Annotated in this window: 21 protein-coding genes and 2 pseudogenes; 14 read left to right on the top strand and 9 right to left on the bottom strand. The window is 64.2% G+C overall.

The features are described 5' to 3' along the window. The 8 genes and pseudogenes from VIG90_RS12530 to pheT all read left to right on the top strand — a co-directional run. A pseudogene (locus VIG90_RS12530) lies at nucleotides 1-233 on the top strand (VOC family protein); the annotation flags it as partial. 243 nt (nucleotides 234-476) lie between these two features. Continuing rightward, nucleotides 477-689: a cold-shock protein gene (locus tag VIG90_RS12525; RefSeq protein ID WP_331593855.1), complete on the top strand. Its 213-nt coding sequence runs from the start codon at nucleotides 477-479 to the stop codon at nucleotides 687-689. Nucleotides 690-847: 158 nt separating this feature from the next. Further along, nucleotides 848-1063, top strand: a pseudogene (infA, locus tag VIG90_RS12520) (translation initiation factor IF-1); the annotation flags it as partial. Nucleotides 1064-1352: 289 nt separating this feature from the next. Continuing rightward, a complete protein-coding gene (locus VIG90_RS12515) occupies nucleotides 1353-1685 on the top strand; it encodes a cupin domain-containing protein (RefSeq protein ID WP_331593853.1) in 333 nt (110 codons plus the stop codon). Between the two features lie 189 nt (nucleotides 1686-1874). After that, the gene (gene rpmI, locus VIG90_RS12510; RefSeq protein ID WP_331593852.1) at nucleotides 1875-2078 is read left to right on the top strand and encodes a 50S ribosomal protein L35; all 204 of its coding nucleotides are present in this window, start codon (nucleotides 1875-1877) and stop codon (nucleotides 2076-2078) included. A 21-nt stretch (nucleotides 2079-2099) separates the two neighbouring features. Beyond that, nucleotides 2100-2456, top strand: coding sequence for a 50S ribosomal protein L20 (gene rplT / locus VIG90_RS12505; RefSeq protein WP_259278304.1), 357 nt, complete (start codon nucleotides 2100-2102; stop codon nucleotides 2454-2456). Between the two features lie 185 nt (nucleotides 2457-2641). Further along, complete coding sequence (pheS, locus tag VIG90_RS12500) at nucleotides 2642-3760, top strand: phenylalanine--tRNA ligase subunit alpha (RefSeq protein WP_331593851.1); 1119 nt, start codon at nucleotides 2642-2644, stop codon at nucleotides 3758-3760. Then, on the top strand, nucleotides 3757-6135 hold the full coding sequence (pheT, locus tag VIG90_RS12495) for a phenylalanine--tRNA ligase subunit beta (RefSeq protein ID WP_331593850.1): 2379 nt from the start codon (nucleotides 3757-3759) through the stop codon (nucleotides 6133-6135). The genes pheS and pheT overlap by 4 nt, the downstream gene beginning before the upstream one ends. Before the next feature lie 109 nt (nucleotides 6136-6244). Here the strand turns inward: pheT and VIG90_RS12490 are convergent, their stop codons facing one another. After that, nucleotides 6245-6757, bottom strand: a complete 513-nt coding sequence (locus VIG90_RS12490) for a GNAT family N-acetyltransferase (protein ID WP_331593849.1) — start codon at nucleotides 6755-6757, stop codon at nucleotides 6245-6247. A gap of 157 nt (nucleotides 6758-6914) precedes the next feature. Between VIG90_RS12490 and rmuC the strand changes: the two genes are divergently transcribed. Further along, complete coding sequence (rmuC, locus tag VIG90_RS12485) at nucleotides 6915-8642, top strand: DNA recombination protein RmuC (RefSeq protein ID WP_414695501.1); 1728 nt, start codon at nucleotides 6915-6917, stop codon at nucleotides 8640-8642. Between the two features lie 262 nt (nucleotides 8643-8904). Here the strand turns inward: rmuC and VIG90_RS12480 are convergent, their stop codons facing one another. The 8 genes from VIG90_RS12480 to VIG90_RS12445 all read right to left on the bottom strand — a co-directional run bounded on the left by VIG90_RS12480 (nucleotide 8905) and on the right by VIG90_RS12445 (nucleotide 17000). Next, nucleotides 8905-9510: a PEP-CTERM sorting domain-containing protein gene (locus tag VIG90_RS12480; RefSeq protein WP_331593847.1), complete on the bottom strand. Its 606-nt coding sequence runs from the start codon at nucleotides 9508-9510 to the stop codon at nucleotides 8905-8907. 358 nt (nucleotides 9511-9868) lie between these two features. After that, nucleotides 9869-11698 (bottom strand): tetratricopeptide repeat protein, encoded by a 1830-nt coding sequence (locus VIG90_RS12475; RefSeq protein WP_331593846.1) that lies wholly within the window; start codon nucleotides 11696-11698, stop codon nucleotides 9869-9871. 347 nt (nucleotides 11699-12045) lie between these two features. Beyond that, nucleotides 12046-13494, bottom strand: coding sequence for a replicative DNA helicase (locus VIG90_RS12470; protein ID WP_331593845.1), 1449 nt, complete (start codon nucleotides 13492-13494; stop codon nucleotides 12046-12048). A 198-nt stretch (nucleotides 13495-13692) separates the two neighbouring features. After that, on the bottom strand, nucleotides 13693-14259 hold the full coding sequence (locus VIG90_RS12465) for a hypothetical protein (RefSeq protein ID WP_331593844.1): 567 nt from the start codon (nucleotides 14257-14259) through the stop codon (nucleotides 13693-13695). Nucleotides 14260-14451: 192 nt separating this feature from the next. Further along, complete coding sequence (gene rplI / locus VIG90_RS12460) at nucleotides 14452-15030, bottom strand: 50S ribosomal protein L9 (protein ID WP_331593843.1); 579 nt, start codon at nucleotides 15028-15030, stop codon at nucleotides 14452-14454. Nucleotides 15031-15042: 12 nt separating this feature from the next. Beyond that, the gene (rpsR, locus tag VIG90_RS12455) at nucleotides 15043-15267 is read right to left on the bottom strand and encodes a 30S ribosomal protein S18 (protein WP_331593842.1); all 225 of its coding nucleotides are present in this window, start codon (nucleotides 15265-15267) and stop codon (nucleotides 15043-15045) included. Nucleotides 15268-15281: 14 nt separating this feature from the next. Beyond that, nucleotides 15282-15713 carry a 30S ribosomal protein S6 gene (gene rpsF, locus VIG90_RS12450; RefSeq protein WP_331593841.1) on the bottom strand — a complete coding sequence of 144 codons (432 nt, stop codon included), beginning with the start codon at nucleotides 15711-15713 and terminating at the stop codon, nucleotides 15282-15284. A 156-nt stretch (nucleotides 15714-15869) separates the two neighbouring features. Further along, nucleotides 15870-17000, bottom strand: coding sequence for a hypothetical protein (locus VIG90_RS12445; protein ID WP_331593840.1), 1131 nt, complete (start codon nucleotides 16998-17000; stop codon nucleotides 15870-15872). Nucleotides 17001-17404: 404 nt separating this feature from the next. Between VIG90_RS12445 and fabD the strand changes: the two genes are divergently transcribed. The 5 genes from fabD to VIG90_RS12420 form a co-directional block, all read left to right on the top strand. Next, complete coding sequence (fabD, locus tag VIG90_RS12440) at nucleotides 17405-18343, top strand: ACP S-malonyltransferase (protein ID WP_331593858.1); 939 nt, start codon at nucleotides 17405-17407, stop codon at nucleotides 18341-18343. Nucleotides 18344-18383: 40 nt separating this feature from the next. Continuing rightward, nucleotides 18384-19121, top strand: a complete 738-nt coding sequence (gene fabG, locus VIG90_RS12435; RefSeq protein ID WP_331593857.1) for a 3-oxoacyl-[acyl-carrier-protein] reductase — start codon at nucleotides 18384-18386, stop codon at nucleotides 19119-19121. Between the two features lie 175 nt (nucleotides 19122-19296). Then, on the top strand, nucleotides 19297-19533 hold the full coding sequence (locus tag VIG90_RS12430; RefSeq protein WP_259278291.1) for an acyl carrier protein: 237 nt from the start codon (nucleotides 19297-19299) through the stop codon (nucleotides 19531-19533). A gap of 136 nt (nucleotides 19534-19669) precedes the next feature. After that, entirely contained in the window at nucleotides 19670-20932 is a 1263-nt protein-coding gene (gene fabF / locus VIG90_RS12425; protein WP_331593839.1) for a beta-ketoacyl-ACP synthase II, read from the top strand. An 80-nt stretch (nucleotides 20933-21012) separates the two neighbouring features. Continuing rightward, on the top strand, nucleotides 21013-21599 hold a 587-nt coding region (locus VIG90_RS12420), incomplete at its 3' end, for an endolytic transglycosylase MltG (RefSeq protein WP_331593838.1).

Genomic DNA, 21599 nt, shown 5'->3' with positions numbered 1-21599 from the left:
CGGGCGGATCACGGCCGGCGCAGTCCTCGGGCGACTTTTCCCATCTTGGCATTGCGCTGGACAGCGAAGCGGCGGTGGAGGCAATCGCAGATCGGGCGCGGGCGGACGGTATTCTGGCCTGGCCGGTGCATTACGATCCTTTTCCCGTTGGCACCTATTGCGGTGTGTTCGACCCGGATGGGGGTGTGGTAGAGTTCAGTTTCGGTCAGCCCCTTGGGGAAAGGCAGGCTTAATCGCTGTGCATACCTAAACCCCATGAATGAAGGACGTTGCCGAGTCGGTATTGTCTTGCCAATGCCGCATTTGACAGGCATAGCCGGGTGGCTGGTAGCTTGGCCCAGATGATTATCCACGTCGCGCCCAGCTAGGTTGGGTGCGTGTTTGATTTGTCTCCTCATTCATTCTGACCGGCCTGAAAGAGTCGCGTTGTTGCGCTCCGGGTTCTTGTTATCGAGCTTCTTTCGAAAGGACGACTTATGACTATTGGTACCGTAAAGTGGTATAATGGCACCAAGGGCTACGGCTTCATTCAGCCGGAAGAGGGCGGTGCGGACGTGTTCGTGCACGCCACTGCCGTTGAGCGCGCCGGCATGCGCAGCCTGGTTGAAGGCCAGAAGATTGAATTCGAAGTGCAGACCGACCCGCGCTCGCGCAAGTCTTCTGCCGTGAATCTGGTTGCAGCCGACTAACCCAGTTGGTCTGCCATGCAAGCCGGGCTAACCGGCCTTGCGGCAAATCGGGCGACCTTCGGGTCGCCCCCTCTTGACGCCGCCGTGCGTTTCACGGCGGCGAATTTTTCTCGGCCACAAGCCGTTCAAGGCGTTTGTAGTGAAAGGAGAGTCCGGCCATGGCCAAAGAAGAAATGATTCCCTTCGAGGGCGTTGTGCTGGAGGTTCTGCCTGACGCCCGCTTCCGGGTGCAGCTTGAGTCGGGTCACATCATCATTGCCTATACCGCTGGCAAGATGAAGAAGAACCGCATCAAGACCCTGGCGGGTGACCGCGTTACGGTTGAAATGTCTCCGTACGATCTGGACAAGGGTCGCCTAATCTATCGCCACAAGGATTCGAGCGCTCCGATGGGTCCGCGCCCGCCGATGCGCGGTGGCCAGCGCCGTCGTTGACCCAGCCGCATCGTCGGCAGGCCTGCGGCAGTCAGCGCTCGCTGTTATCCGAGGCGGTTGATTTTCGCAGGGGTCCAGTACCCCTGCCTTCACAACCAGCCCATGCCCCAGGTCATCGGCTGTTCCGGCCGGTTTGCTTTCAAGCTCATAGAGGTTCAGGCGGCTTGTTCCGCACCCGTGTCTCTGCTTTCCTTGCGCCGGATCCGAGGTGGAAGGGAAGGGAGCAGGCATGGCGGACCAACCATGGCATGTAGGGCTTGAGGCGTTGCAGGAGCGGCTGGGCTCCTCGGCGCAGCCGTTCGTGACGGCCCTTGCCCATGGCACGATGAGCGTGGAACTGTTCGCTCCACGTGGGCCCGACACCCAGCAGCCCCATGCACAGGACGAGTTGTACATCATCCGCCAGGGTTCCGGCTGGTTCGTCAACGAAGGCGAACGGGTGCCGGTGAGGGCGGGGGACGTGCTGTTCGTTCGAGCCGGGGCCGAGCACAGGTTTCACGACTTCTCGCCGGATTTCGAGACTTGGGTCATCTTCTGGGGGGCTCAGGGCGGCGAGGGGTGAGCCTGTTGCTTTATAAGGCAATCAGGCTGTTGCGAAAACGCAAGGGGAGGGCTGACTTGGCCTTGCCTTTCATGGGGGCGGCGTGTATAGCCCCGTCCTTCGAGTGGAACGCCCGGCTCATATGGGCTGCCGTGGCGTTCCGGAATGCAACCGGAGCGGCTTTCAGGGCCGCATAAGGAGGTAGGCAAAATGCCCAAGCTGAAGACGAAGAGCGGCGTTAAGAAACGCTTCAAGCTCACCGCCACCGGCAAGATCAAGCACGGCCAGGTCGGTAAGCGCCACGGCATGATCAAGCGTACGACGAAGCAGATCCGTCAGAACCGCGGCACCGCGGTGATTGCGGACGCAAGCGCACGCACGATCAAGAAGTGGGCGCCCTACGGGCTCGCATAAGGCTAGCGAAGGAGATCTGTCATGGCACGTGTGAAGAGGGGCGTTACTGCCCGCGCTCGCCACAAGCGGGTTCTTGAACAGGCGAAGGGCTATTACGGCCGTCGCAAAAATACCATCAAGGTTGCTCGTCAGGCCGTCGAAAAGGCCGGCCAGTACGCCTACCGCGACCGCAAGGCCAAGAAGCGCAACTTCCGCGCTCTGTGGATCCAGCGCATCAACGCTGGCTGCCGCGAACTCGGTTTCACCTATGGTCAGTTCATCAACGGTCTGAACAAGGCCGGCATCGAACTGGACCGCAAGGTTCTGGCCGACATCGCAGTGCGCGAGCCGGAGAGCTTCAAGGCTCTGGTTCAGAAGGCTCAGGCCGCTCTGGCCTAAACCTTCCGATCTACCGGATACGCAGAAGGGGTCTCGAAAGAGGCCCCTTTTGTGTTTTCAGGCTATTCTGCCCGGAGCGCCTGCCTGCATGTTTGCGCTCAGGGCTGCTTTTGCCTTATGGAAGGCGCTTCGACGGGCGGGGCAACGCGCCCGGGATCAAGCTTCATCGCTTCGGCAGGAATTCAATGACCGATATTACAGCACTGGAAGCGGAACTGACGGCTGCCATCAGCGCGGCCGCAACGCTTCAGGACATTGAAGACGTGCGGGTGAAGGCGCTCGGAAAGTCGGGCAGCATCACCGCGCTTCTGAAAACCCTTGGCAAGCTTTCGCCAGAGGAACGGCAGGAAAAAGGCCCGCAGTTCAACGGCCTGCGCGAGCGCGTGACCAACCTGCTGGCCGATCGCAAGGCCGAGATGGAAGAGGCGGCGCTGAACGCCCGCCTTGCCGCCGAGCGCAGCGACGTGACCCTGATGCCGGTGACGGCCCCGCGCGGCTCGATCCACCCGATTTCGCAGGTGATGGACGAGCTGACAGAGATCTTCGCCGATCTGGGCTTTGCGGTTGCCGAAGGCCCCGAGATCGAGACCGACTGGCACAACTTCACCGCGCTGAACATTCCGCCGGAGCACCCGGCCCGCGCCATGCACGACACCTTCTACTTCCCCGAGGACGAGAAGGGTGAGCGGCTGGTGCTGCGCACCCACACCTCGCCGGTGCAGGTGCGCACCATGGTGGACGTGGCCGAGCAGCTGAAGGGCGGCAAGCTGAAGGCGGAGGGCGATCAGGACATCATCCGCATCATCGCGCCGGGCCGCGTGTACCGCTCGGACAGCGACGCCACCCACACCCCGATGTTCCATCAGGTGGAAGGGCTGGTGATCGGCAAGGGCATCCACATGGGCCACCTGAAGTGGACGCTGGAGACCTTCGTGAAGGCCTTCTTCGAGGTGGATGACGTGACCATGCGCTTCCGCCCGAGCTACTTCCCGTTCACCGAGCCTTCGGCCGAGGTGGACGTGCAGTGCCAGTGGGGCAATGGCGAGCTGAAGGTTGGCCAGGGCACGGACTGGCTGGAGATTCTGGGCTGCGGCATGGTCAATGACCGCGTGCTGGAATACTGCGGCCTGGACCCGAGGGAATGGCAGGGCTTCGCCTTCGGCTGCGGCATCGACCGTCTCGCCATGCTCAAGTACGGCATGACCGACCTGCGCGCCTTCTTCGACGCAGACCTTCGCTGGCTCAAGCACTATGGCTTCAGTTTCCTTGACGTCCCGACGCTGTCGGGAGGAGTGGGCGCATGAAATTCACCCTTTCGTGGCTGAAAGACCACCTCGATACTACCGCTTCGCTTGAAGAGATCACCACCGCCCTCGTGCGGCTGGGTCTGGAAGTGGAAGGCGTCGAGAACCCGGCGGACAAGCTGGCCCCGTTCGTGATCGCCCACGTGCTGGAAGCCGAGAAGCATCCGAACGCAGACAAGCTGCGCGTGTGCAAGGTGGACATCGGCAAGGGCGAGCCCGTGCAGGTGGTGTGCGGTGCACCGAACGCGCGCGCCGGCATGAAGGCCGTGTTCGGCCCTCCGGGCGCCTACGTGCCGGGACTGGACGTGACCCTGAAGCTCTCCGCCATTCGCGGCGTCGAAAGCGGCGGCATGATGTGCTCGGGCCGGGAGCTGGAGCTATCGGAGGAAAGCGACGGTATTCTCGACCTGTCGGCAGACGCGCCGGTCGGCACGCCCTATGCCGAGTGGCTGGGCATTGACGACCCCGTCATCGAGATCGCCATCACCCCGAACCGGCAGGACTGCCTGGGCGTCGCTGGCGTGGCGCGTGATCTGGCCGCGGCCGGCCTTGGCACGCTCAAGACCCCGGCCGTGGAAGCGGTTGCGGGCGCGTTCGAGAACCCGGTGCCGATCCGCGTGGAAGATGCGGATGGCTGTCCGGTGTTCCTCGGCCGCCTGGTGCGCGGCGTGAAGAACGGCCCCAGCCCGGAATGGCTGTCGCGCCGCCTCAACGCCATCGGCCTGCGCCCCATCTCGGCGCTGGTGGACATCACCCAGTACATCATGATCGACCGGGGCCGGCCGCTGCATGTCTATGATCTCGCCAAGCTGACGGGCGGCCTGACGGCGCGCTCGGCCAAGCCGGGCGAAGAGCTGCTGGCGTTGAACGGCAAGACCTACACCCTTGAAGAGGGCATGGTGGTGATTGCGGACGACGCGAAGGCCCACGGCCTTGGCGGCATCATGGGCGGCGAGGAGTCGGGCTGCACGGAAGCGACCACCGACGTGGTAATCGAGTGCGCGGCGTTCGACCCGGTTCGCATCGGCGTGACGGGCCGCAAGCTTGGCCTCACCTCGGATGCACGCGCCCGTTTCGAGCGCGGCATCGACCCGGCGTTCATCGAGCCCGGCATGGAGCTGGCCACCCGCATGGTGCTGGACCTGTGCGGCGGCGAGGCCTCCACCGTGACCAAGGCAGGCGAAGTTCCGGCGTTCGACAAGACCGTGGTCTACCAGCCATCCCGCACCGGGTCGCTGGGCGGCGTGCCGGTTGACGAGGCCGAGCAGGAAGCGGTGCTGACCCGCCTCGGCTTCACCGTGGAAGGGAAGGGCGCGGAAGGCTGGACCATCCGCGTGCCGTCCTGGCGCAAGGATGTGGATGCTTCCGCCGACATCGTCGAGGAAGTGCTGCGTCTGGTGGGGTATGACAAGATCCCGTCCACCCCGCTGCCGCGCGCCGAAGGCGTTGCCCGCCCGACCGCGACCCCGATGCAGCTGCGCCAGCGCCGCGCCCGCCGCGCTGCCGCCAGCCGCGGCTTCCAGGAAGCGGTGACGTGGAGCTTCATCGCACCCGCCGAGGCTGAACCCTTTGGTGGCGGTGCGTTCACGCTGGACAACCCGATCTCGGCCGATCTGGCAGTGATGCGCACCAGCCTGCTGCCGGGCCTGATCGCGGCGGCCGGCCGCAACAAGGCGCGCGGGGCAACTTCCATCCGCCTGTTCGAGGTGGGCAAGCGCTACCTGAAGGAAGGCGAGAAGCCGACGCTGGCTCTCGTGGCCACCGGCGAGAAGCAGGGCCGCCACTGGGGCGCAAAGGCCGCCGGCTTTGACGTGTATGACGCCAAGGCCGAGGCGCTCGCCGTGCTGGAGGCCGCCGGTGCGCCGGTTGACCGCCTGCAGGTGACCGTGGATGCGCCGTCGTGGTTCCATCCGGGCCGCTCGGGCACGCTGCGCCTCGACCCGCGCAACCCGATCGCCCACTTTGGCGAGCTGCACCCCAAGGTTGCCAAGGCGCTGGACATCAAGGGCACGGTGGTTGCCGTCGAGATCTACCTCGACGCCATTCCGCAGCCGAAGGCCGTGAAGCGCGCGCGGCCGAAGTACGCGCCGTCCGACCTGATGTCCGTCTCCCGCGACTTCGCCTTCGTGGTGAAGGCCGAGGTGGAAGCCGGAAAGCTGGTGCAAGCCGTGCGCGGCGCAGAAAAGCAGGCGATTACCAACGTCGAGGTGTTCGACGTGTTCGCCGGCCAAGGCATGGAGGAAGGCCACAAGTCCGTGGCGCTGGCCGTGACCCTGCAACCGGGCGCAACCTCGTTCACCGATGCGGATCTGGAGGCCATCTCGGCCAAGATCGTCGCGGCGGCGGGCAAGGTGGGTGCTGTCCTGCGGGCTTGATGCTCCTTTTCGGGACTGGACGTTAAGGGGGTCTGTAACCCCCTTAACAATCCCCCTGAAGTTTCAAAGGGCCGTGTCCTTCACCCAAGGGCGCGGCCCTTTTGCGTGCTTAAAGGGACTTCCTCATTGCGCAGCGCTGTTCAACCGGTAGCCCGGCCTGCGCCTCGCGTGCCAGAATGCCCTTGAGCCGCTGGTTCAGTTCGCCCTCCTGAAGGGTGCGAAAGCCGAGCCGCTGGTAGTAGGGCTCGTTCCACGGCACGTCTCGGAACGTCGTTAAAGTCAAGGAATTCACACCGCGCTGCAAGGCGAGGGGCTGCACGGCTTCCATCAGCCGTTGCCCGATGCCGCGCCCTTGTTGATCATGGCGCACCGCGACCTGCCAGATATGCAGGGCATCTGGCGCGAGTTCCCCGTTGAGAAAGCCGGCGATCTCGCCCGCCTGCACTTCTGCGACCAGCGCAACACCGTGCGCAACCAGGGCGCGGTGCTGGTCCGGGGACTGCACCGCGTCATCGGCAATCCACTCCAGTCCGGCCCATGTGCGGAAGACGGCTCCGGCGCTCCGTTCTATCTCCGGCAGACCGCAGGCATCACGCTCCGTTGCTGCCCTGATGTGTATCATCCCGGAAAGATAGCCGCTGCACGGGCGGTGGCATAGGGTGGGAGCTTGCTCGGGTGAAAACCCAAGCGTCCGCAGGCTGTTCTGACTATTCGACCATAAGCTTCGTTTTGGGGGCTTTCCTACAGCCGATCATATCGCATATGTTCGGCGTATGTTCTTGGACGCGATCATAGGGCTGCTCCTCGGGGTGGCATTGGGTGCGGTGGCCGCATGGCTGCTGTGGGGCCGTTCGACGGCGTTGCTCTCGCAGGAGAGGGACGCGGCGAGGGGTGAGCGGGATGCCGTGCGCGGCGAACGGGACAGCCTGTTCACCGAGCGCGAGGTCCTGCGCGCCGAACAGGCCCGGCTGCGGGAAGAGCGCGATTCGGTGCGGGCCGAACTGGCGGACGTGCGCGCCGAGAAGGACCGCGTGGCCCAGACGGTTGCCAGCGTGCAGGTGCAGCTGGCCGAGGCGCTGGCGGGCGCCCGGTCGGCGGACGAGCGGGCTGAAGAGCTGCTGACGGAGCTGGACTCGGTGCGGGACACGCTGGCCCACGAGCGCGGCCAGCGCGAGGCGCTGCAGACCCGTCTGGCGGCCATCGAAGCGCAGGCCAAGGAGCGTGAGCAGGCCATCAACGCCCAGATCGCGCAGCTGACCGAGGTGCGCGGCCAGCTCCAGAAGGATTTCGAGGCGCTGGCCTCGACGGCTCTGCGCCAGAACGAGGCGCAGTTCCTGCGCATGGCCGAGGAGACGATGAAGCGTCACCGCGAGGGCTCGTCGGCAGACCTCGCCAAGACCCGTGCGGAACTGGAAGCGCTGCTGAACCCGGTGAAGGACACGCTCGCCCGCTACGAGAAGGGCATGGGCGAGGTGGAGAAGGCGCGGGTGGAGGCCTATGGCAGCCTCAAGCAGCAGATCGAGTCCATGCTCAACGATCAGGGCCAGCTGCGGGCGGAGACGCAGAAGCTGGTGCATGCGCTCAAGTCCGGCCCCAAGGCGCGGGGCCGCTGGGGCGAGCAGCAGCTGCGCAACGTGCTGGAGATGGCGGGCCTGTCGGCCTACGTCGATTTCCAGACCGAGGTGCATGTGGGGCTGGGGGATGACGGCGCGCTGCGCCCGGATGCCATCATCAACCTGCCTGGCGGCCGTCAGCTGATCGTGGACGCCAAGACCTCGCTGGTGGCGTTTCTGGACGCGGCCGAGGCAACGGATGAGGGGACGCGTCACGCGCACCTGATCTCCCACGCCAAGGCGCTCAAGACCCATGCGGACCAGCTGGGCCGCAAGGAATACTGGCGGCAGTTCGGCAAGGCGGCGGACTTCGTGGTAATGTTCGTGCCGGGCGAGCATTTCGTCACTGCCGCGCTGGAGGTGGACCCGGACCTTTGGGACTTCGCGTTCGAGCGGCGCGTGCTGCTGGCGACGCCCACCAACCTCATCGCTATCGCCCGCACGGTCAGCCACGTGTGGCAGCAGGAGAAACTGGCGGAGCAGGCCGAGCAGATCGGCCAGATGGGCAAGGAGCTGTACCAGCGCATGCGTGTGATGGGCGGCCACGTGGCCGATCTGGGCAAGGCCGTGGACATGGTGGTGAAGAAGTACAACGGCTTCGTCGGCAGCCTGGAGCGCAACGTGCTGCCGCAGGCGCGCAAGTTCGGCGAACTTCAGTTCGAAAGCCAGGCCGAGACGCTGGTGGCGCTGGAGCCCTCCGAGCAGGCGGTGCGCCAGCCGGACCGGCGTGGCCGCGATCTTCGGTTCACCGGCGATGGTATTGGCGATGGTTTCGGCGATAGTCAGGGCACTGGCGGCGATGGCGATGCGCCGATCACCGCGCCGCCGTCCATCGCCGTTGCCGTGAATGGCACCCTGCCGCGCACGGAAGTGCTGGCCGACGCGGAGGAGTAGGGCGGCGGGTTCTCAGGGGGCGGGGCGAGGATTCAGGTTTGTCTTGCAAGGGGATGGATCATCCCCTGCTAATCCCCTTTTGATTTAAAGGAGCAGTTTCTTCTCGAGGGGCGCGACCCTTCTCTGTTCGGTGAATTAAGAGGGCCAAGCACGGTGTCGGCCCCTGTGTCTGCCGGCTTGGCAAGCTTGTGTAATGCAAAAAAGGCGACCCTAGGGGCCGCCTTTTTTGCTTGCTGTGCCGATGGTCTGGCAGCCAGCCCGCTCAGGCTGTGCGGCGACGGCGGCGGGCACCGGCAACGCCCAGCAGGCCCATGCCGAGCAGGCCGATGGTCAGCGGCTCCGGCACTTCGGTCGTCTGATCTAAGTTGATTTCCAGATCATCAATTGCAACCCAAGTGGGAACATCGCTGGCAATTGTCGTCGCGGAAATAGTCAAGCGTTGCAAGCCATTCCACCCAGCCTCGAAATGGTAGGGCATGTCAGTGCCCCATTCGAAGCTGGCTGTAAAATCGGCTACGTTGTCGTGATCCGTGAAACCCTCGATTGTCAGGGTCATCACGTCCCATGCCCCGGTGAACCAAGCGCTCTCAAAGGAAAACGTACCGGAATCCACTGTAATTGACGCGGGGTTGGACCAACCGTTAACAGCCGTAAAGTCACCCGAGACGGTGCCGTGATCATAACCGGAACCCGGGAACAGGTCCTTGTGTACAAGTAGGAAATTGCTCCAATTAAAGCCACCGTACCCATTTGGAACGACCGCCTCGTAATCCGTGGAAATATCGTCAAACCCCAGAATGACGGCACTCGCGGGGGCCGCGGTCAACACAGACGCCGCGATGGCGGCGACGCTCAGCAATGCTTTCATGGCGCTCTCTCAGATTAGAGGGAGACCAGACCTCCCTTTGCCTGACTAGTAGCAAGCAATGTGCCAAGCTTAGAATCTGGCGGATTTTGGCCGTTCCGGGGGCGATGCAGAGAAGAGATTCTGGTTAATTTGTAAGTATTTTCGACACGCTTCTGCAACAAGGTCGGCTTCCTGAAGGCGTTGGAGGTTGAGCCCGTGGGGATTGCCAACCCTTTATTTTTCAAAGGTCAGCGCCTCTCACAGGTTGCCCCGCTTACGGGGCGAAGGTGCGGGCCGGAAACGCAGCCCTGAAAGCGGAAGCGAGGTGCAGGAGGGTCAAGACCGTCCTGCAAGGGAATCTTTCAAACCAGACAGATGGTTACAGCCGCTGCATGGTGAGCCAGCGCGGGTCGCCCATCCAGGCACGTTCGAAGGCGGCTTCGGTGGCCTTTGCGCCCTGGGTGTCGCCCATGGCGTGCTGGGTGGTCATGAGGCCGTAGAGGGCCCAGCCGTTGTTGGGGGCCTGAGCGAGGGCTTCGAGGAAGGCTTGGCGCGCGCCGTCATAGTCTCCAGCGGTGTAGAGCGCGGCCCCGAGGGACTGGCGCACCGGGTAATACCAGAACGGCGGCTCCATATAGCGGATGGTGTCCTCGATGGCGGCGGCCTGCCGGTACAGTGAAACGGCCTGCTGTTTCTCTCCCAGTGCAGTGGCAAGGCGGGCCTCGGCGGTGATCTCGGCGAGGCGGAGGAGGTCCGGCGCGGGGACGAGCTGGTCGATCATCGGCTTGAAGTCGGTGGTCTCGCGGATGCGGCGGATCGCGGCGATTTCCTGCGCCACGCCCTCACGGTTCCGGTTTTGCGCGTAGGCGACGGCGCGGGCGTAGTGCCACATGCCGGTGACGTAGGGCAGGCGAGCGTCCGGTGCTTCAAGGGCCAGAATGTCCGCCGGTTTGGCGAACTGGGCATAGGCCAGATAGGGCGCGGCGTTGACCGGCTGCACCCACGGCATGGCGGCCGAGACGTCCGTGTTGAGAATGGCCGAGAGCTTGCGCGCCTGCGAGACGGCGGTGTTCATGTCTCCCGCCATCTGCGCCGAGGTGACCAGGAAGTGAACGTTATGGGGGTAATAGCCAAAGCGGTAGATGCCGGACTCGCTGGAGGTCTTGAGGAAAGTCTCGTCCGTGGCGGCGGCATCCACATTGACGCGCATGGCGTCTCCATAGCGGCCGACGCGGTAATACAGGTGGCCCGGCATGTGGATCATGTGCCCGGCGGCCGGAATGGGCCGCCCGGCCAGAATGTCCGCATAGCGCTCGGCCTTTTGGGCGTGGTCTGACGCTTCCATGAGGTGGATGTAGAGGTGATCCGCCTGCGGGTGCTCCGGGTTGCGGGCGAGCACGGTCTCAATGAGGGCGATTGCCTCCCCCATGCGCCCCTTGGGGGTGCGCTTGTCCGCCTGCCAGTAGTCCCACGGCTGGGTGTCCATGACGGACTCGGCGGCGAGGACGGCGAGAGTATCATCCTGCGGGAACTGCGAAGCTGCGGCCAGCATCTGGGTGGCGAACGCCTGATCCAGCGCGGCGCGCTGCTCGGGCGGGGTGTCCGGCGCATAACGCACGGCAATGGCGCGGATCAGCGCCTGCTCGGCGGGTTGGGCGGGCCCAACAAGCGCATTGGCCTGACGGGCGGCCGTAACGGCGCGGGCGTTGACGGCCGGGTCCATGGGCGCGTTGATGTTGGGCCCGTGGGCAAAGGCCTCGCCCCACCAGCACATGGCGCAGGCGGGGTCGAGCCGCTGGGCCTCGCGGAAGTAACGGATCGCCTCGGCATGGTTGAAGCCGTAGGTGAGGGCCAGCCCCTGATCGAAATACCGCTGCGCTTCCGGATTGAAGGTGGTGATGGGGTAATGCACCGAGGCAAGGCCCGGCAGAAGCACGGGCGGGGCCTCGGGCGCGTCGCTCTTCGGCTCCCGCGCCTGCGCCGTGCGGGCAAACGCCATGGCCGCCTTCAGGCGGGTGCGCAGGCTTTCGCCGCCCGCACCGGCTCCGCCGCACAGCTGGCGCATCTGCGCCGTAGGGTCGAGCACGGCAAGGGCATCCGGCGACACGTCGGGGCTGCCGGTCGGCGCGGTGCTGGCACTGAGGAGCGCCGCAGCGCAAACGGAGATCAGGGCAATGAGGCGGTGCCTGATGTGGCGTGTTTCGCTCATGGCGAACCTTGCCTTTCCAGAGGGCCTGCAAGACAGGGGTGGCCCTCTGACTCGCGGGAACGCATGGATCAGCTACAGGCTGCGCGCTGGCCGGGAAATATTCCAGAGTGATATTTTCTCCTTTTTGCAGAGGGACTTGTCCCTCTGCACTCCCTTTTTTTGAGCGGTTGCGGTTCGGGAGGCTGCTGGAAATCGGGGAGAAGACAGGGGCTTTCTGGGCCGTGCCACGGACAGGTCTGGGGCATGCAAGGCAAGGCTGAAAGAAAAGGGCCGCGCCCCTGGTGCACGACACGGCTCTTTGAAAACGGATGGGATGCAGGGGACAAGGCCCCTGCAAAGTATAAAAATCAGAACTGCTCGGGCAGGTGATCGTCTTCCGCAATGTCGGAGAACTTGGTGGTCTCCTTGTGGAAGTGCACGTTGACGATGCCGGTGGCACCGTGACGCTGCTTGGCGACGATGACTTCGGCGCGGCCGCGGATGCGCTCGCCCTTTTCCATCCACTGGATGAACTTGTCAGAGCCTTCCTCGGGCTTCTTCTGGGCGTGGTAGTATTCGTCGCGGTAGACGAAGAGCACGATGTCGGCGTCCTGCTCGATCGAGCCGGATTCGCGAAGGTCGGACAGCTGGGGGCGCTTGTCTTCGCGGTTTTCCACCTGACGGGACAGCTGGGAGAGCGCGATCACCGGGACGTGCAGCTCCTTTGCCAGCGTCTTGAGGCCACGGGTGATCTCGGAGAGTTCCTGCACGCGGTTGGCCTCGCCGCCCTTGCCGGAGCCTTGCAGCAGCTGAAGGTAGTCGACCACGATGAGGCCGATGCCCTTCTGGCGCTTGAGACGGCGGGCGCGGGTGCGCATGGCGGCGATGGTGAGGCCGGGCGTGTCGTCGATGTAGAGCGGCAGGTCTTCCAGCTCCTGCGCAGCGCGGGCGAGGCGGAGGAACTGCTGCTCGTTGATCTTGCCCATACGCAGCAGTTCACCCGATACGCCGCTTTCCTCGGCGAGAATACGGGTGGCCAGCTGGTCGGCCGACATTTCGAGGCTGAAGAAGGCGCAGGCGGCACCGGCGGACTTGTCCAGCGGGATGCCCTGCGACAGGTCCAGCCGGGCGCGCTGGGCGGCGGCGAAGGCCATGTTGGTGGCAAGCGCGGTCTTACCCATACCCGGACGGCCGGCGAGGATGATAAGGTCGGAGTTGTGAAGGCCGCCCATCTTCTCGTTGAGGCCGGTCAGGCCGGTGGTAATGCCGGACAGGTGGCCGCCGGATTTGTACGCCTTCTCGATGGTCTCGACGGCGACGCGGGTGGCGTCGCGGAATTCCTTCATGCCGCCGGAAATTTCGCCCTGCTCGGCCACCTTGTAGAGGGAGACTTCCGCCTCCTGGATCTGGGCTTGGGGATCGAGATCGCGGCTGGTGTCGATCGCCTGCTCGACCATGCCACGGCCGACGCGAATCAGTTCGCGCAGCACGGCGAAGTCATAGATCTGCTGGGCAAAGTCACGCGCGCCGAACAGCGCCGCCGTGTTGGCCGCCAGCGTGGCGAGATAGGCCGGGCCGCCCAGCTCGGCCATGGCCTGATCCTTCTCGAACAAAGGCTTCAGCGTGACCGGGTTGGCGACGAGGTTGCGGTCCACCGTGCGCAGGATGGCAGAGTAGATGCGGCCATGCAGTTCTTCATAGAAGTGCTCGGCGCGCAGCTTGATCTGCACGTCTTCGACGAGGCGGTTGTCGATGAGCATGGCGCCCAGCAGCGCCTGTTCAGCCTCCAGGTTGTGGGGAAGGCTGACGCTTGCCATGGCGTCTTGCGACGACGGAGAGGGTACAGGAACCAGTGCCATTGGACTCGGGAACCTACACGGTTGCGACGGGAAACGAAAGCGCCTCGCCTCGATGAATGCGACGAACCCGCAGGAATTAACGATCGATGTTCATGGTATGTTCCATTGAGTGTCGGCAGCGTAACGGGGCAGGGCGTAAAGCGCCCGTGAAGCTGGTCAGCCATCCTGTCCTGTGGCCGCAGCGGGTATTGGCGGAGGGATGGAGTCGCGGGTCTGGCTGAGGCGCCGCTTGCGCAGCAGATGGAAGACGATGGTTGTGGCCCCGCCATGCAGCAGAATGTGCGAGCCAAAGAAGACGGCAAGGAGAAAGCTGCCCTGCATGTCCAGCAGCGCCTTTCTGGCGGCCGGGTCCTCCTGAAGGCCGGATGCGTCGGCCTGCTGCGTCTGGAGCGTCAGCAGAGGCGGGAGGATGAGGAGGGCGGACAGGCCAACGGGCAGCAGCAGCTGAAACAGCAGGCGGGGCGGGTGACCCGTGCTGCGCTCGAGCGAGGCTATGCCAAAGGCGACGGGTATGGTCAGCCAGAGGGCGAAGAAGAGCGAGAAGGGCAGGGTGAAGAGCGTGTATGCAATGCTGGTCTGCGCGAGGGCCAGCAGGCTTTCGACCGGAAGGCCGGCATCGAATGTGTGCCGACGGATGTACAAGGCAAACAGGATGCCCCCGAGGAAGCAGCCGACGACGGTCGCGATGAACGCATCCAGCAGGACTTTGCTTGACCACTTCAAGGCGCAGCCCTTCCCTCTGAGCATATGGTATATCAGAGGGTATAGATCAAAGGCCTGGGTTATAAGTTGGGGGCGAGGTCGTCGTTCACATTTTTTGTGCGGATGACCGGGAAACAACACATCCATCCCAACGAAAAACGCCGCCCGGCGGACCGGACGGCGTTTCTCTAACCTTGGAAGGCTTCTCGAAGCTTAGGCTTCGGTTGCCTCGTCGGCCTCGGTCGCGTCAGCAGCGGCTTCAGCTTCGACTTCCGCCGGAGCTTCTTCCTCTTCTTCCGCTTCCTTGGTCACGTCCACGCCCTTGGCCTGAAGCTCGGCTTCGTCGGCAGAGCGGGCGACGTTGACGGTAACGTTCTCGCTGACCTCGGCGTGCAGGGCGACGCGCACGGTGTGCAGGCCCAGAGCCTTGATCGGACGGTCCAGAATCACCTGGCTCTTGGCAATCGCCACGCCGGAGACTTCGGACAGAACTTCAGCGATGTCGCGGCTGGAGACCGAACCGTACAGCAGGCCGGTGTTGCCTGCCTGACGGATCAGGACGACGGACTTGCCGGCGACCTTGGTGGCCTGTTCAGTAGCAGCCTCGCGGCGCTTCTGGTTATCAGCCTCGATCTGGGCGCGCTGTGCCTCGAAAACACGCTTGTTTTCTTCGGTGGCACGGAGCGCCTTGCGCTTCGGCAGGAGGAAGTTGCGGGCGTAACCCGGCTTCACCGATACGATGTCGCCGATGCCGCCAAGCTTCTCGACCCGTTCCAGAAGGATAAGATCCATGACAGCGCCTCCTTACTGGACCAGGAACGGCAGCAGGCCGATGTGGCGTGCGCGCTTGATGGCGCGAGCCAGCTCGCGCTGCTTCTTGGTCGAAACGGCGGTGATGCGCGAAGGAACGATCTTGCCGCGCTCCGAAACGAAGCCACCCAGCAGACGGATGTCCTTGTAATCGATCTTCGGCGCGTTCTTACCCGAGAACGGGCAGCTCTTCCGACGGCGGAAAAACGGTTTTGCCATTGCTCAGGACCTCCTTAGTGACGGGGACCGCGACGTTCGCCGCGCTCACCCCGTTCGCCACGTTCACCACGATCGCCGCGATCGCCACGGTCACCGCGATCACCACGGTCGCCGCGTTCGCGGTCATGCTTGCGCATCATTGCCGACGGGCCGGCTTCCAGCTCGTCAACGCGGATGGTCATGTAACGCAGCACGTCTTCGTTCAGAGCAACGTTGCGCTCCAGCTCGGCAACGGCCGCAGCGGGGGCTTCGATGTTGAACATGACGTAGTGGGCCTTGCGATTCTTGCGAATGCGGTAGGCAATGGTCTTGAGGCCCCAGTACTCGGTCTTGGTGACCTTGCCACCACCGGCCTCAACAATCTTGGTGAACTGGTCGGCCATACCATCGACCTGTGCGGTCGCGAGGTCCTGACGGGCCAGAAAGACATGCTCGTAGAACGGCATGTGTGGCTCTCCTCTTCTGCCGATCGCTGGCGCCGGGCAATCCGGGCACCCCTCCGGCTGGCTGCGGGAAAAAAAGGCATGGCGGAGAGCCGGGTAAGGCTCCCCGCCATGTTGGTCGGGTTCATGCCGCAACTGCGGCCGAAACGCAAGGCTAAATCAGGCAGCCTTCTTGGTGCTGGAGTACAGCGACCACAGCGATGCCACGTCCTCGTAGCCCGCGCCCTTCACCGAGGCGAGGGTTGCCTTGGCGGCAGCGCCCTGACCGGCGCGCACCTGCGAGATGCCCTTCATCAGCAGGGCTTCCGGCGTGTTGCCGGCCTTGGCGAAGGTGGCGGCGGCGACGTCGTACTGGCCGAGGCCGTAGTAGGTCTTGCCGGCGGTGATCAGGTCAGCCGGGGTCTTGGAGGCGGCCAGCTTGGCAACCTGCGCCTGAGCCTGCTTGGCGCGGGTTTCAACGCCGCGCAGGGTGTTCTGGGTACGCGGGTCGCTCGGCAGGGTGCCCTTGTCGACGCCGGCCTTCATGGCCTGATAGCCGAGGCCCGGCGCGCCGTTGGTGGCGGACAGCTGGACGAACTCGTTGAATTCGGCCTGCGAGTTCAGGTTGCCGGTGGCGTCGATCAGCATGTAGAGGCCGAGCTTGGCGCCAGCGGGCATGGTTTCGCCGCGCAGGTTGTGCAGCAGGGCCTTCCAGTTGGACGGCGAGGGATCAACGCGGATCAGCTTCTCGACCGTCTGCAGGTAGCCGGCCTTGTCGCCCGAGCGGTACTGCGCACCGGCCAGACCTTCCAGGTACTGCTTCTTTGCGCCGCCTGCAGCGATGAGCTTCTTGTAGGCGGATGCAGCCTGCGCGTGCTGGTTCAGCTTCACGTAGGACTGGGCCACGATCAGCTGCATGTCAGCGCTGTTGGACTTGGAGGCGATCTGGGCGGCCTTCTGGTACTGGCCAGCCTGATAGTACAGCGGAGCCACCTGGTTCGGGGTGCCGCCGATGGATTCCAGCTCGGCAGCCGCCTTCGCGTACTGGCCGGTCGCGGTGTATACGTAGGCCGCAGCCTCGGTCACCTTGCGCTTTTCGAAGTCGGTCTTGGCCGCCTTGCGCGCTTCGGCGATCTTGGCAACTGCCTGTGCACTCTGGCGCTTCTTGGCAGCGGCCATTGCATCCTGAAGCGGCTTGCCAACCGCCTGGCTCACGGCCTGGGCAGCAGCCGGTGCGGCAGTGACGATCATGCTGACCGGGGCGATGGTCGCCAGGGCCAGAGCCAATCCTAGGGTTGGAACTCGAAACATTGCAGCCTCACGTAATTTTATTACCAGTTGTATGGCCCGGGTGGTGTTTATAGCCACCTACCCATGGCAGGCCCGGAACAGGGAACATATCATCGGTCGAACGCAGGCAAAGCAAAAAGTTCGTCAAAGCGTGGCCGTACCGTGGCCAAACGACGTGAAGAAACGAGCATCAGCGCCTTTTAGTTTCACTCTGCGTGGCGCGTCGGTTCATCACGAAGCATCCTAAAGATGGTCATGCCGGTTTTCCGGCAGGTCGCACTTTCTTAACCGCAGGGCGTTCCGCCCTGCTCGAAAGTTGCTCCAATAGCCTTGCCCGCCTGTCGGTCCTTCGTATAAGCCCGGTGTTCACGCTGAAACACACTATACAGTGACAATTTTTTACAGATCAGGGAGTGCAGACCTTGGTGCGGGCATTCGTATTTCCGGGACAGGGCAGTCAGGCCGTGGGCATGGGCAAGGCGCTTTACGACGCCAGCCAGACCGCCCGTGAGGTATTCGGCGAAGTGGACGAGGCGCTGCAGCAAAATCTCAGCCGCCTGATGTTCGAGGGGCCGCTGGACGAGCTGACCCTGACCGAGAACGCCCAGCCGGCCATCATGGCGGTGTCGCTGGCAGTGGTGCGGGTGCTGGAGAAGGACGCGGGCGTGTCGCTCGCCGACAAGGCCGCCTACGTGGCCGGTCACAGCCTCGGCGAATACTCCGCGCTGGCCGCCAGCGGCGCGCTGGAGCTGAGCCAGACCGCAAAGCTGCTGAAGTTGCGCGGCCAGTCCATGCAGGCGGCCGTGCCGGTGGGCGAGGGTGCCATGGCGGCCCTCCTCGGCCTTGATCTGCCGGAAGCGCAGGCCGTGGCAGCCGAGGCCGCGCAAGGCGAGGTGTGCACCGCCGCCAACGACAACGCGCCGGGTCAGGTTGTTGTGTCCGGTCACAAGGCCGCCGTCGAGCGCGCCATCGAGATCGCCAAGGGGCGCGGCGCGAAGCGTGCGCTGCTGCTGCCGGTGTCCGCCCCCTTCCACTGCCCGCTGATGCAGCCCGCCGCCGACAAGATGGCCGAGGCGCTGGAAGCGGCGACCATTCTGGCACCGTACGTGCCGGTGGTGGCCAACGTGACCGCCGCGCCGGTTTCGAATCCGGACGAGATTCGCCGCCTCCTGGTCGAGCAGGTAACGGGCGCGGTGCGCTGGCGCGAAAGCGTCGAGGAAATGGTACGGCTCGGCGTGACCACCTTCGTCGAATGCGGCGCGGGCAAGGTGCTCTCCGGCCTCGTGAAGCGCATCAATCGCGACGCGACCACCGTTTCGGTCGAGACGCCTGACGATGTCGAGGCATTCCTGAAGACGCTCTGAGGCCGCAGCCGGTACTTTTTTAGGGAGAGAATCAATGTCTTTGTTCAAGCTGGACGGGCTGCGTGCCCTCGTGACGGGCGCATCGGGCGGCCTCGGCAGCGCCATTGCCGAGGCGCTGGCCAATCAGGGCGCGCGCGTGGCGCTTTCGGGCACCCGCCGCGAAGCTCTGGAAGCGGTGGCGGCCAAGCTGCCGAACGACCCGGTGATCCTGCCGTGCAACCTCTCCGACGCCGAGGCGGTCGAGGGGCTGGTGCCGAGCGCCATCGAGGCGCTGGGCGGTCTGGACGTGGTGATCAACAACGCGGGCATCACCCGTGACACGCTCATCCTGCGCATGAAGGACGAAGACTTCGAGCAGGTGCTGAAGGTCAATCTGGAAGCCGCATTCCGCATCAGCCGCGCCGCGGTGAAGCCGATGATGAAGGCCCGTTTCGGCCGCATCATCAACATCACCTCGATCGTGGGCGTGACGGGCAACCCGGGCCAGGTGAACTACGCCGCCTCCAAGGCGGGCCTCATCGGCATGTCCAAGGCGCTGGCGCAGGAAGTGGCGAGCCGCGGCATCACGGTGAACTGCATCGCGCCGGGGTTCATTACCTCGCCGATGACCGATGCGCTGTCCGACGACCAGAAGTCCGCCCTGATGGTGAAGATTCCGGCCGGACGCCTGGGCGAAGGCACGGATATCGCGGCAGCGGCCGTTTATCTGGCCTCGCGCGAGGCGGCCTACGTTACGGGTCAGACCTTGCATGTGAACGGCGGCATGGCCATGATCTAACGCCTTTTGGCGTTTGAAAGCGTTTATACGTGGCACCACGGTTTGAAAGCTAAGTCTTTTTGGGCTTGTCACGAGCCTTCGCTCGGATTAGTGCCAGCCCGAATGGACAGGATCTTTCAAATGATTGTGGGTCCCATCCACCGGAACAACCTCGTTAAAGAATAAGGGACGAGAGATGAGCGATATCGCCGAACGCGTGAAGAAGATCGTTGTCGAGCACCTGGGCGTGGACGCTGCCAAGGTGACCGAGACCGCCAGCTTCATCGACGATCTGGGCGCGGACAGCCTCGATACGGTCGAGCTGGTCATGGCGTTTGAAGAAGAATTCGGGGTTGAGATTCCGGATGACGCCGCCGAGAAGATCCTGACCGTGAAGGACGCGATCGACTACATCCAGGCGAACGCGCAGTAAGATTCCTCGTGGGTAGTCTTTTGCCCGTGACGGAGTGAGAGTCTCGGCCCTCCATGCATGGGGGGCCGTTCTCGTTTATTAATGGTCCGACCGCGCACTCTGTACGGATGGACTTGTAAGTGAAGGAGGCGGAGACATGCGTCGTGTCGTCGTGACCGGATTGGGCATGGTGACCCCGCTGGGTGGCGATGTTGCCACTACCTGGGCGAACCTGCTGGCATCCAAGTCGGGTGCCGGCCCAATCACCATCTTCGATCCCGAAGGCTACGCCTGCCGCATCGCCTGTGAGGTGAAGCGCGGCGACGGCACCGGCATGACCTTTGATGCCGGCAAGCGGGTGGATCACAAGATTCAACGCCAGGTCGATCCCTTCATCGTCTATGGCATCGATGCAGCCGGTCAGGCGCTGGAAGACGCCGGTCTGACCGATCTGGACGAGGCCACCAGCCTGCGCGCCGGTACGCTCATCGGTTCGGGCATCGGTGGCCTGCCGGGCATCGAGAAGGAATCGGTCAACCTGTTCAAGAACGGCCCGCGCCGGGTGTCTCCGCACTTCGTGCACGGCCGTCTCATCAACCTGGTCTCCGGCCAGGTGTCGATCAAGTACGGCCTGCGCGGCCCGAACCACGCGGTCGTCACGGCCTGCTCCACCGGCGCTCACGCCATCGGTGACGCTGCCCGCCTCATCATGTGGGACGACGCGGACATCATGGTCGCAGGCGGTGCGGAATCGGCCATCTGCCCGCTGGGCATCGCCGGCTTCGCCCAGGCGCGCGCCCTGTCCACCAACTTCAACGATCAGCCGGAGAAGGCTTCGCGTCCCTACGACGTGGACCGCGACGGCTTCGTGATGGGTGAAGGCGCGGGCTGCGTCGTGCTTGAGGAATATGAGCACGCCAAGCGCCGCGGCGCGAAGATCTACGCCGAAATCGTCGGTTACGGCCTGACGGGCGATGCCTACCACGTCACGGCTCCGGCCGAGGACGGCTCGGGCGGCTACCGCTCCATGGAAATGGCGCTGAAGCGCGCAGGCATGTCCCCGTCCGACATCGACTACATCAACGCGCACGGCACCTCCACGCCGCTGGGCGACGAGATCGAGCTGGGCGCGGTTCGCCGCCTGTTCGGCAACGAGATCGCCAACGTGTCCATGTCGTCCACCAAGTCGGCCATCGGCCACCTGCTGGGCGCTGCGGGCGCGGTCGAGGCCATCTTCTCGATCCTCGCCATGCGTGATCAGATCGTGCCGCCGACCCTCAACCTCGACAATCCGTCGGAAGGTTGCCTCGGCGTCGATCTGGTGCCGCACGTGGCCAAGGAGCGCAAGGTGCGCGCGGCGCTGTCCAACAGCTTCGGCTTTGGCGGCACCAACGCCACGGTGATCTTCAAGGCGGTGTAAACCGTCTTGCGTTCACCGGAATGAAACGACGGGGTCAGTACCGGGTACTGGCCCCGTTTCGTTTGTGGTAAAGAGGTCTCATGGCGCTCACACGCACGCACAAGTGGATCATCGCCTCCGTGGTCGGCCTCGTGCTGGCAATCGGCCTTGCAGGCGCGGGCTGGTTCGGCTGGCAGGCTTACCGCTGGACGGCACCCGGCCCGTCGCTGAACGACACGGTGGTGTTCATCGAGGAAGGCTCGTCGCTCACCAAGGCGGCCCGCACACTTCAGGACGCGGGCGTGATCGAGGACAGCCGCGCCTTCCTGCGTCTGGTGCGCTGGTTCGGCTCTGAGAAACCCATCAAGGCGGGCGAATATGCCATGCCCCACGGCGTCAGCCCGGCTGAGGCGCTGCGTCTCCTTCAGGAAGGCGTGGTGCTGCTGCGGCAGGTCACGGTGGTTGAGGGCATGAGCGCCATTCAGGTGTTCGAGCGGCTGATGAGCGAGCCCATGCTGGCAGGTGAGGTCGCCGTGCCGGACGAAGGCTCGGTGCTGCCCGAAACCTACAGCTTCGTGCGCGGGGAAACCCGGCAGGCGGTGCTGGGACGCATGCAGGCCGCCATGAAAAAGACTCTGAACGAGCTGTGGGAAGCGCGAGATGAAGGCCTGCCGTTCCAGAACCCGCT

The organism is Pedomonas sp., from assembly GCF_036515995.1.
Lineage (GTDB): Bacteria > Pseudomonadota > Alphaproteobacteria > Sphingomonadales > Sphingomonadaceae > Pedomonas.
Note: the sequence above shows the minus strand (reverse complement) of the source record. Positions and strands in the feature narration are given on the sequence as shown.

Excerpts from the sequence above, each read along its gene's own strand:
- VIG90_RS12525 (WP_331593855.1), top strand. The coding sequence starts at position 477 with ATGACTATTGGTACCGTAAAGTGGTATAATGGCACCAAGGGCTACGGC.
- VIG90_RS12515 (WP_331593853.1), top strand. The coding sequence starts at position 1,353 with ATGGCGGACCAACCATGGCATGTAGGGCTTGAGGCGTTGCAGGAGCGG.
- rpmI (WP_331593852.1), top strand. The coding sequence starts at position 1,875 with ATGCCCAAGCTGAAGACGAAGAGCGGCGTTAAGAAACGCTTCAAGCTC.
- rplT (WP_259278304.1), top strand. The coding sequence starts at position 2,100 with ATGGCACGTGTGAAGAGGGGCGTTACTGCCCGCGCTCGCCACAAGCGG.
- pheS (WP_331593851.1), top strand. The coding sequence starts at position 2,642 with ATGACCGATATTACAGCACTGGAAGCGGAACTGACGGCTGCCATCAGC.
- pheT (WP_331593850.1), top strand. The coding sequence starts at position 3,757 with ATGAAATTCACCCTTTCGTGGCTGAAAGACCACCTCGATACTACCGCT.
- VIG90_RS12490 (WP_331593849.1), bottom strand. The coding sequence starts at position 6,757 with ATGATACACATCAGGGCAGCAACGGAGCGTGATGCCTGCGGTCTGCCG.
- VIG90_RS12480 (WP_331593847.1), bottom strand. The coding sequence starts at position 9,510 with ATGAAAGCATTGCTGAGCGTCGCCGCCATCGCGGCGTCTGTGTTGACC.
- VIG90_RS12475 (WP_331593846.1), bottom strand. The coding sequence starts at position 11,698 with ATGAGCGAAACACGCCACATCAGGCACCGCCTCATTGCCCTGATCTCC.
- VIG90_RS12470 (WP_331593845.1), bottom strand. The coding sequence starts at position 13,494 with ATGGCAAGCGTCAGCCTTCCCCACAACCTGGAGGCTGAACAGGCGCTG.
- rplI (WP_331593843.1), bottom strand. The coding sequence starts at position 15,030 with ATGGATCTTATCCTTCTGGAACGGGTCGAGAAGCTTGGCGGCATCGGC.
- rpsR (WP_331593842.1), bottom strand. The coding sequence starts at position 15,267 with ATGGCAAAACCGTTTTTCCGCCGTCGGAAGAGCTGCCCGTTCTCGGGT.
- rpsF (WP_331593841.1), bottom strand. The coding sequence starts at position 15,713 with ATGCCGTTCTACGAGCATGTCTTTCTGGCCCGTCAGGACCTCGCGACC.
- VIG90_RS12445 (WP_331593840.1), bottom strand. The coding sequence starts at position 17,000 with ATGTTTCGAGTTCCAACCCTAGGATTGGCTCTGGCCCTGGCGACCATC.
- VIG90_RS12430 (WP_259278291.1), top strand. The coding sequence starts at position 19,297 with ATGAGCGATATCGCCGAACGCGTGAAGAAGATCGTTGTCGAGCACCTG.
- fabF (WP_331593839.1), top strand. The coding sequence starts at position 19,670 with ATGCGTCGTGTCGTCGTGACCGGATTGGGCATGGTGACCCCGCTGGGT.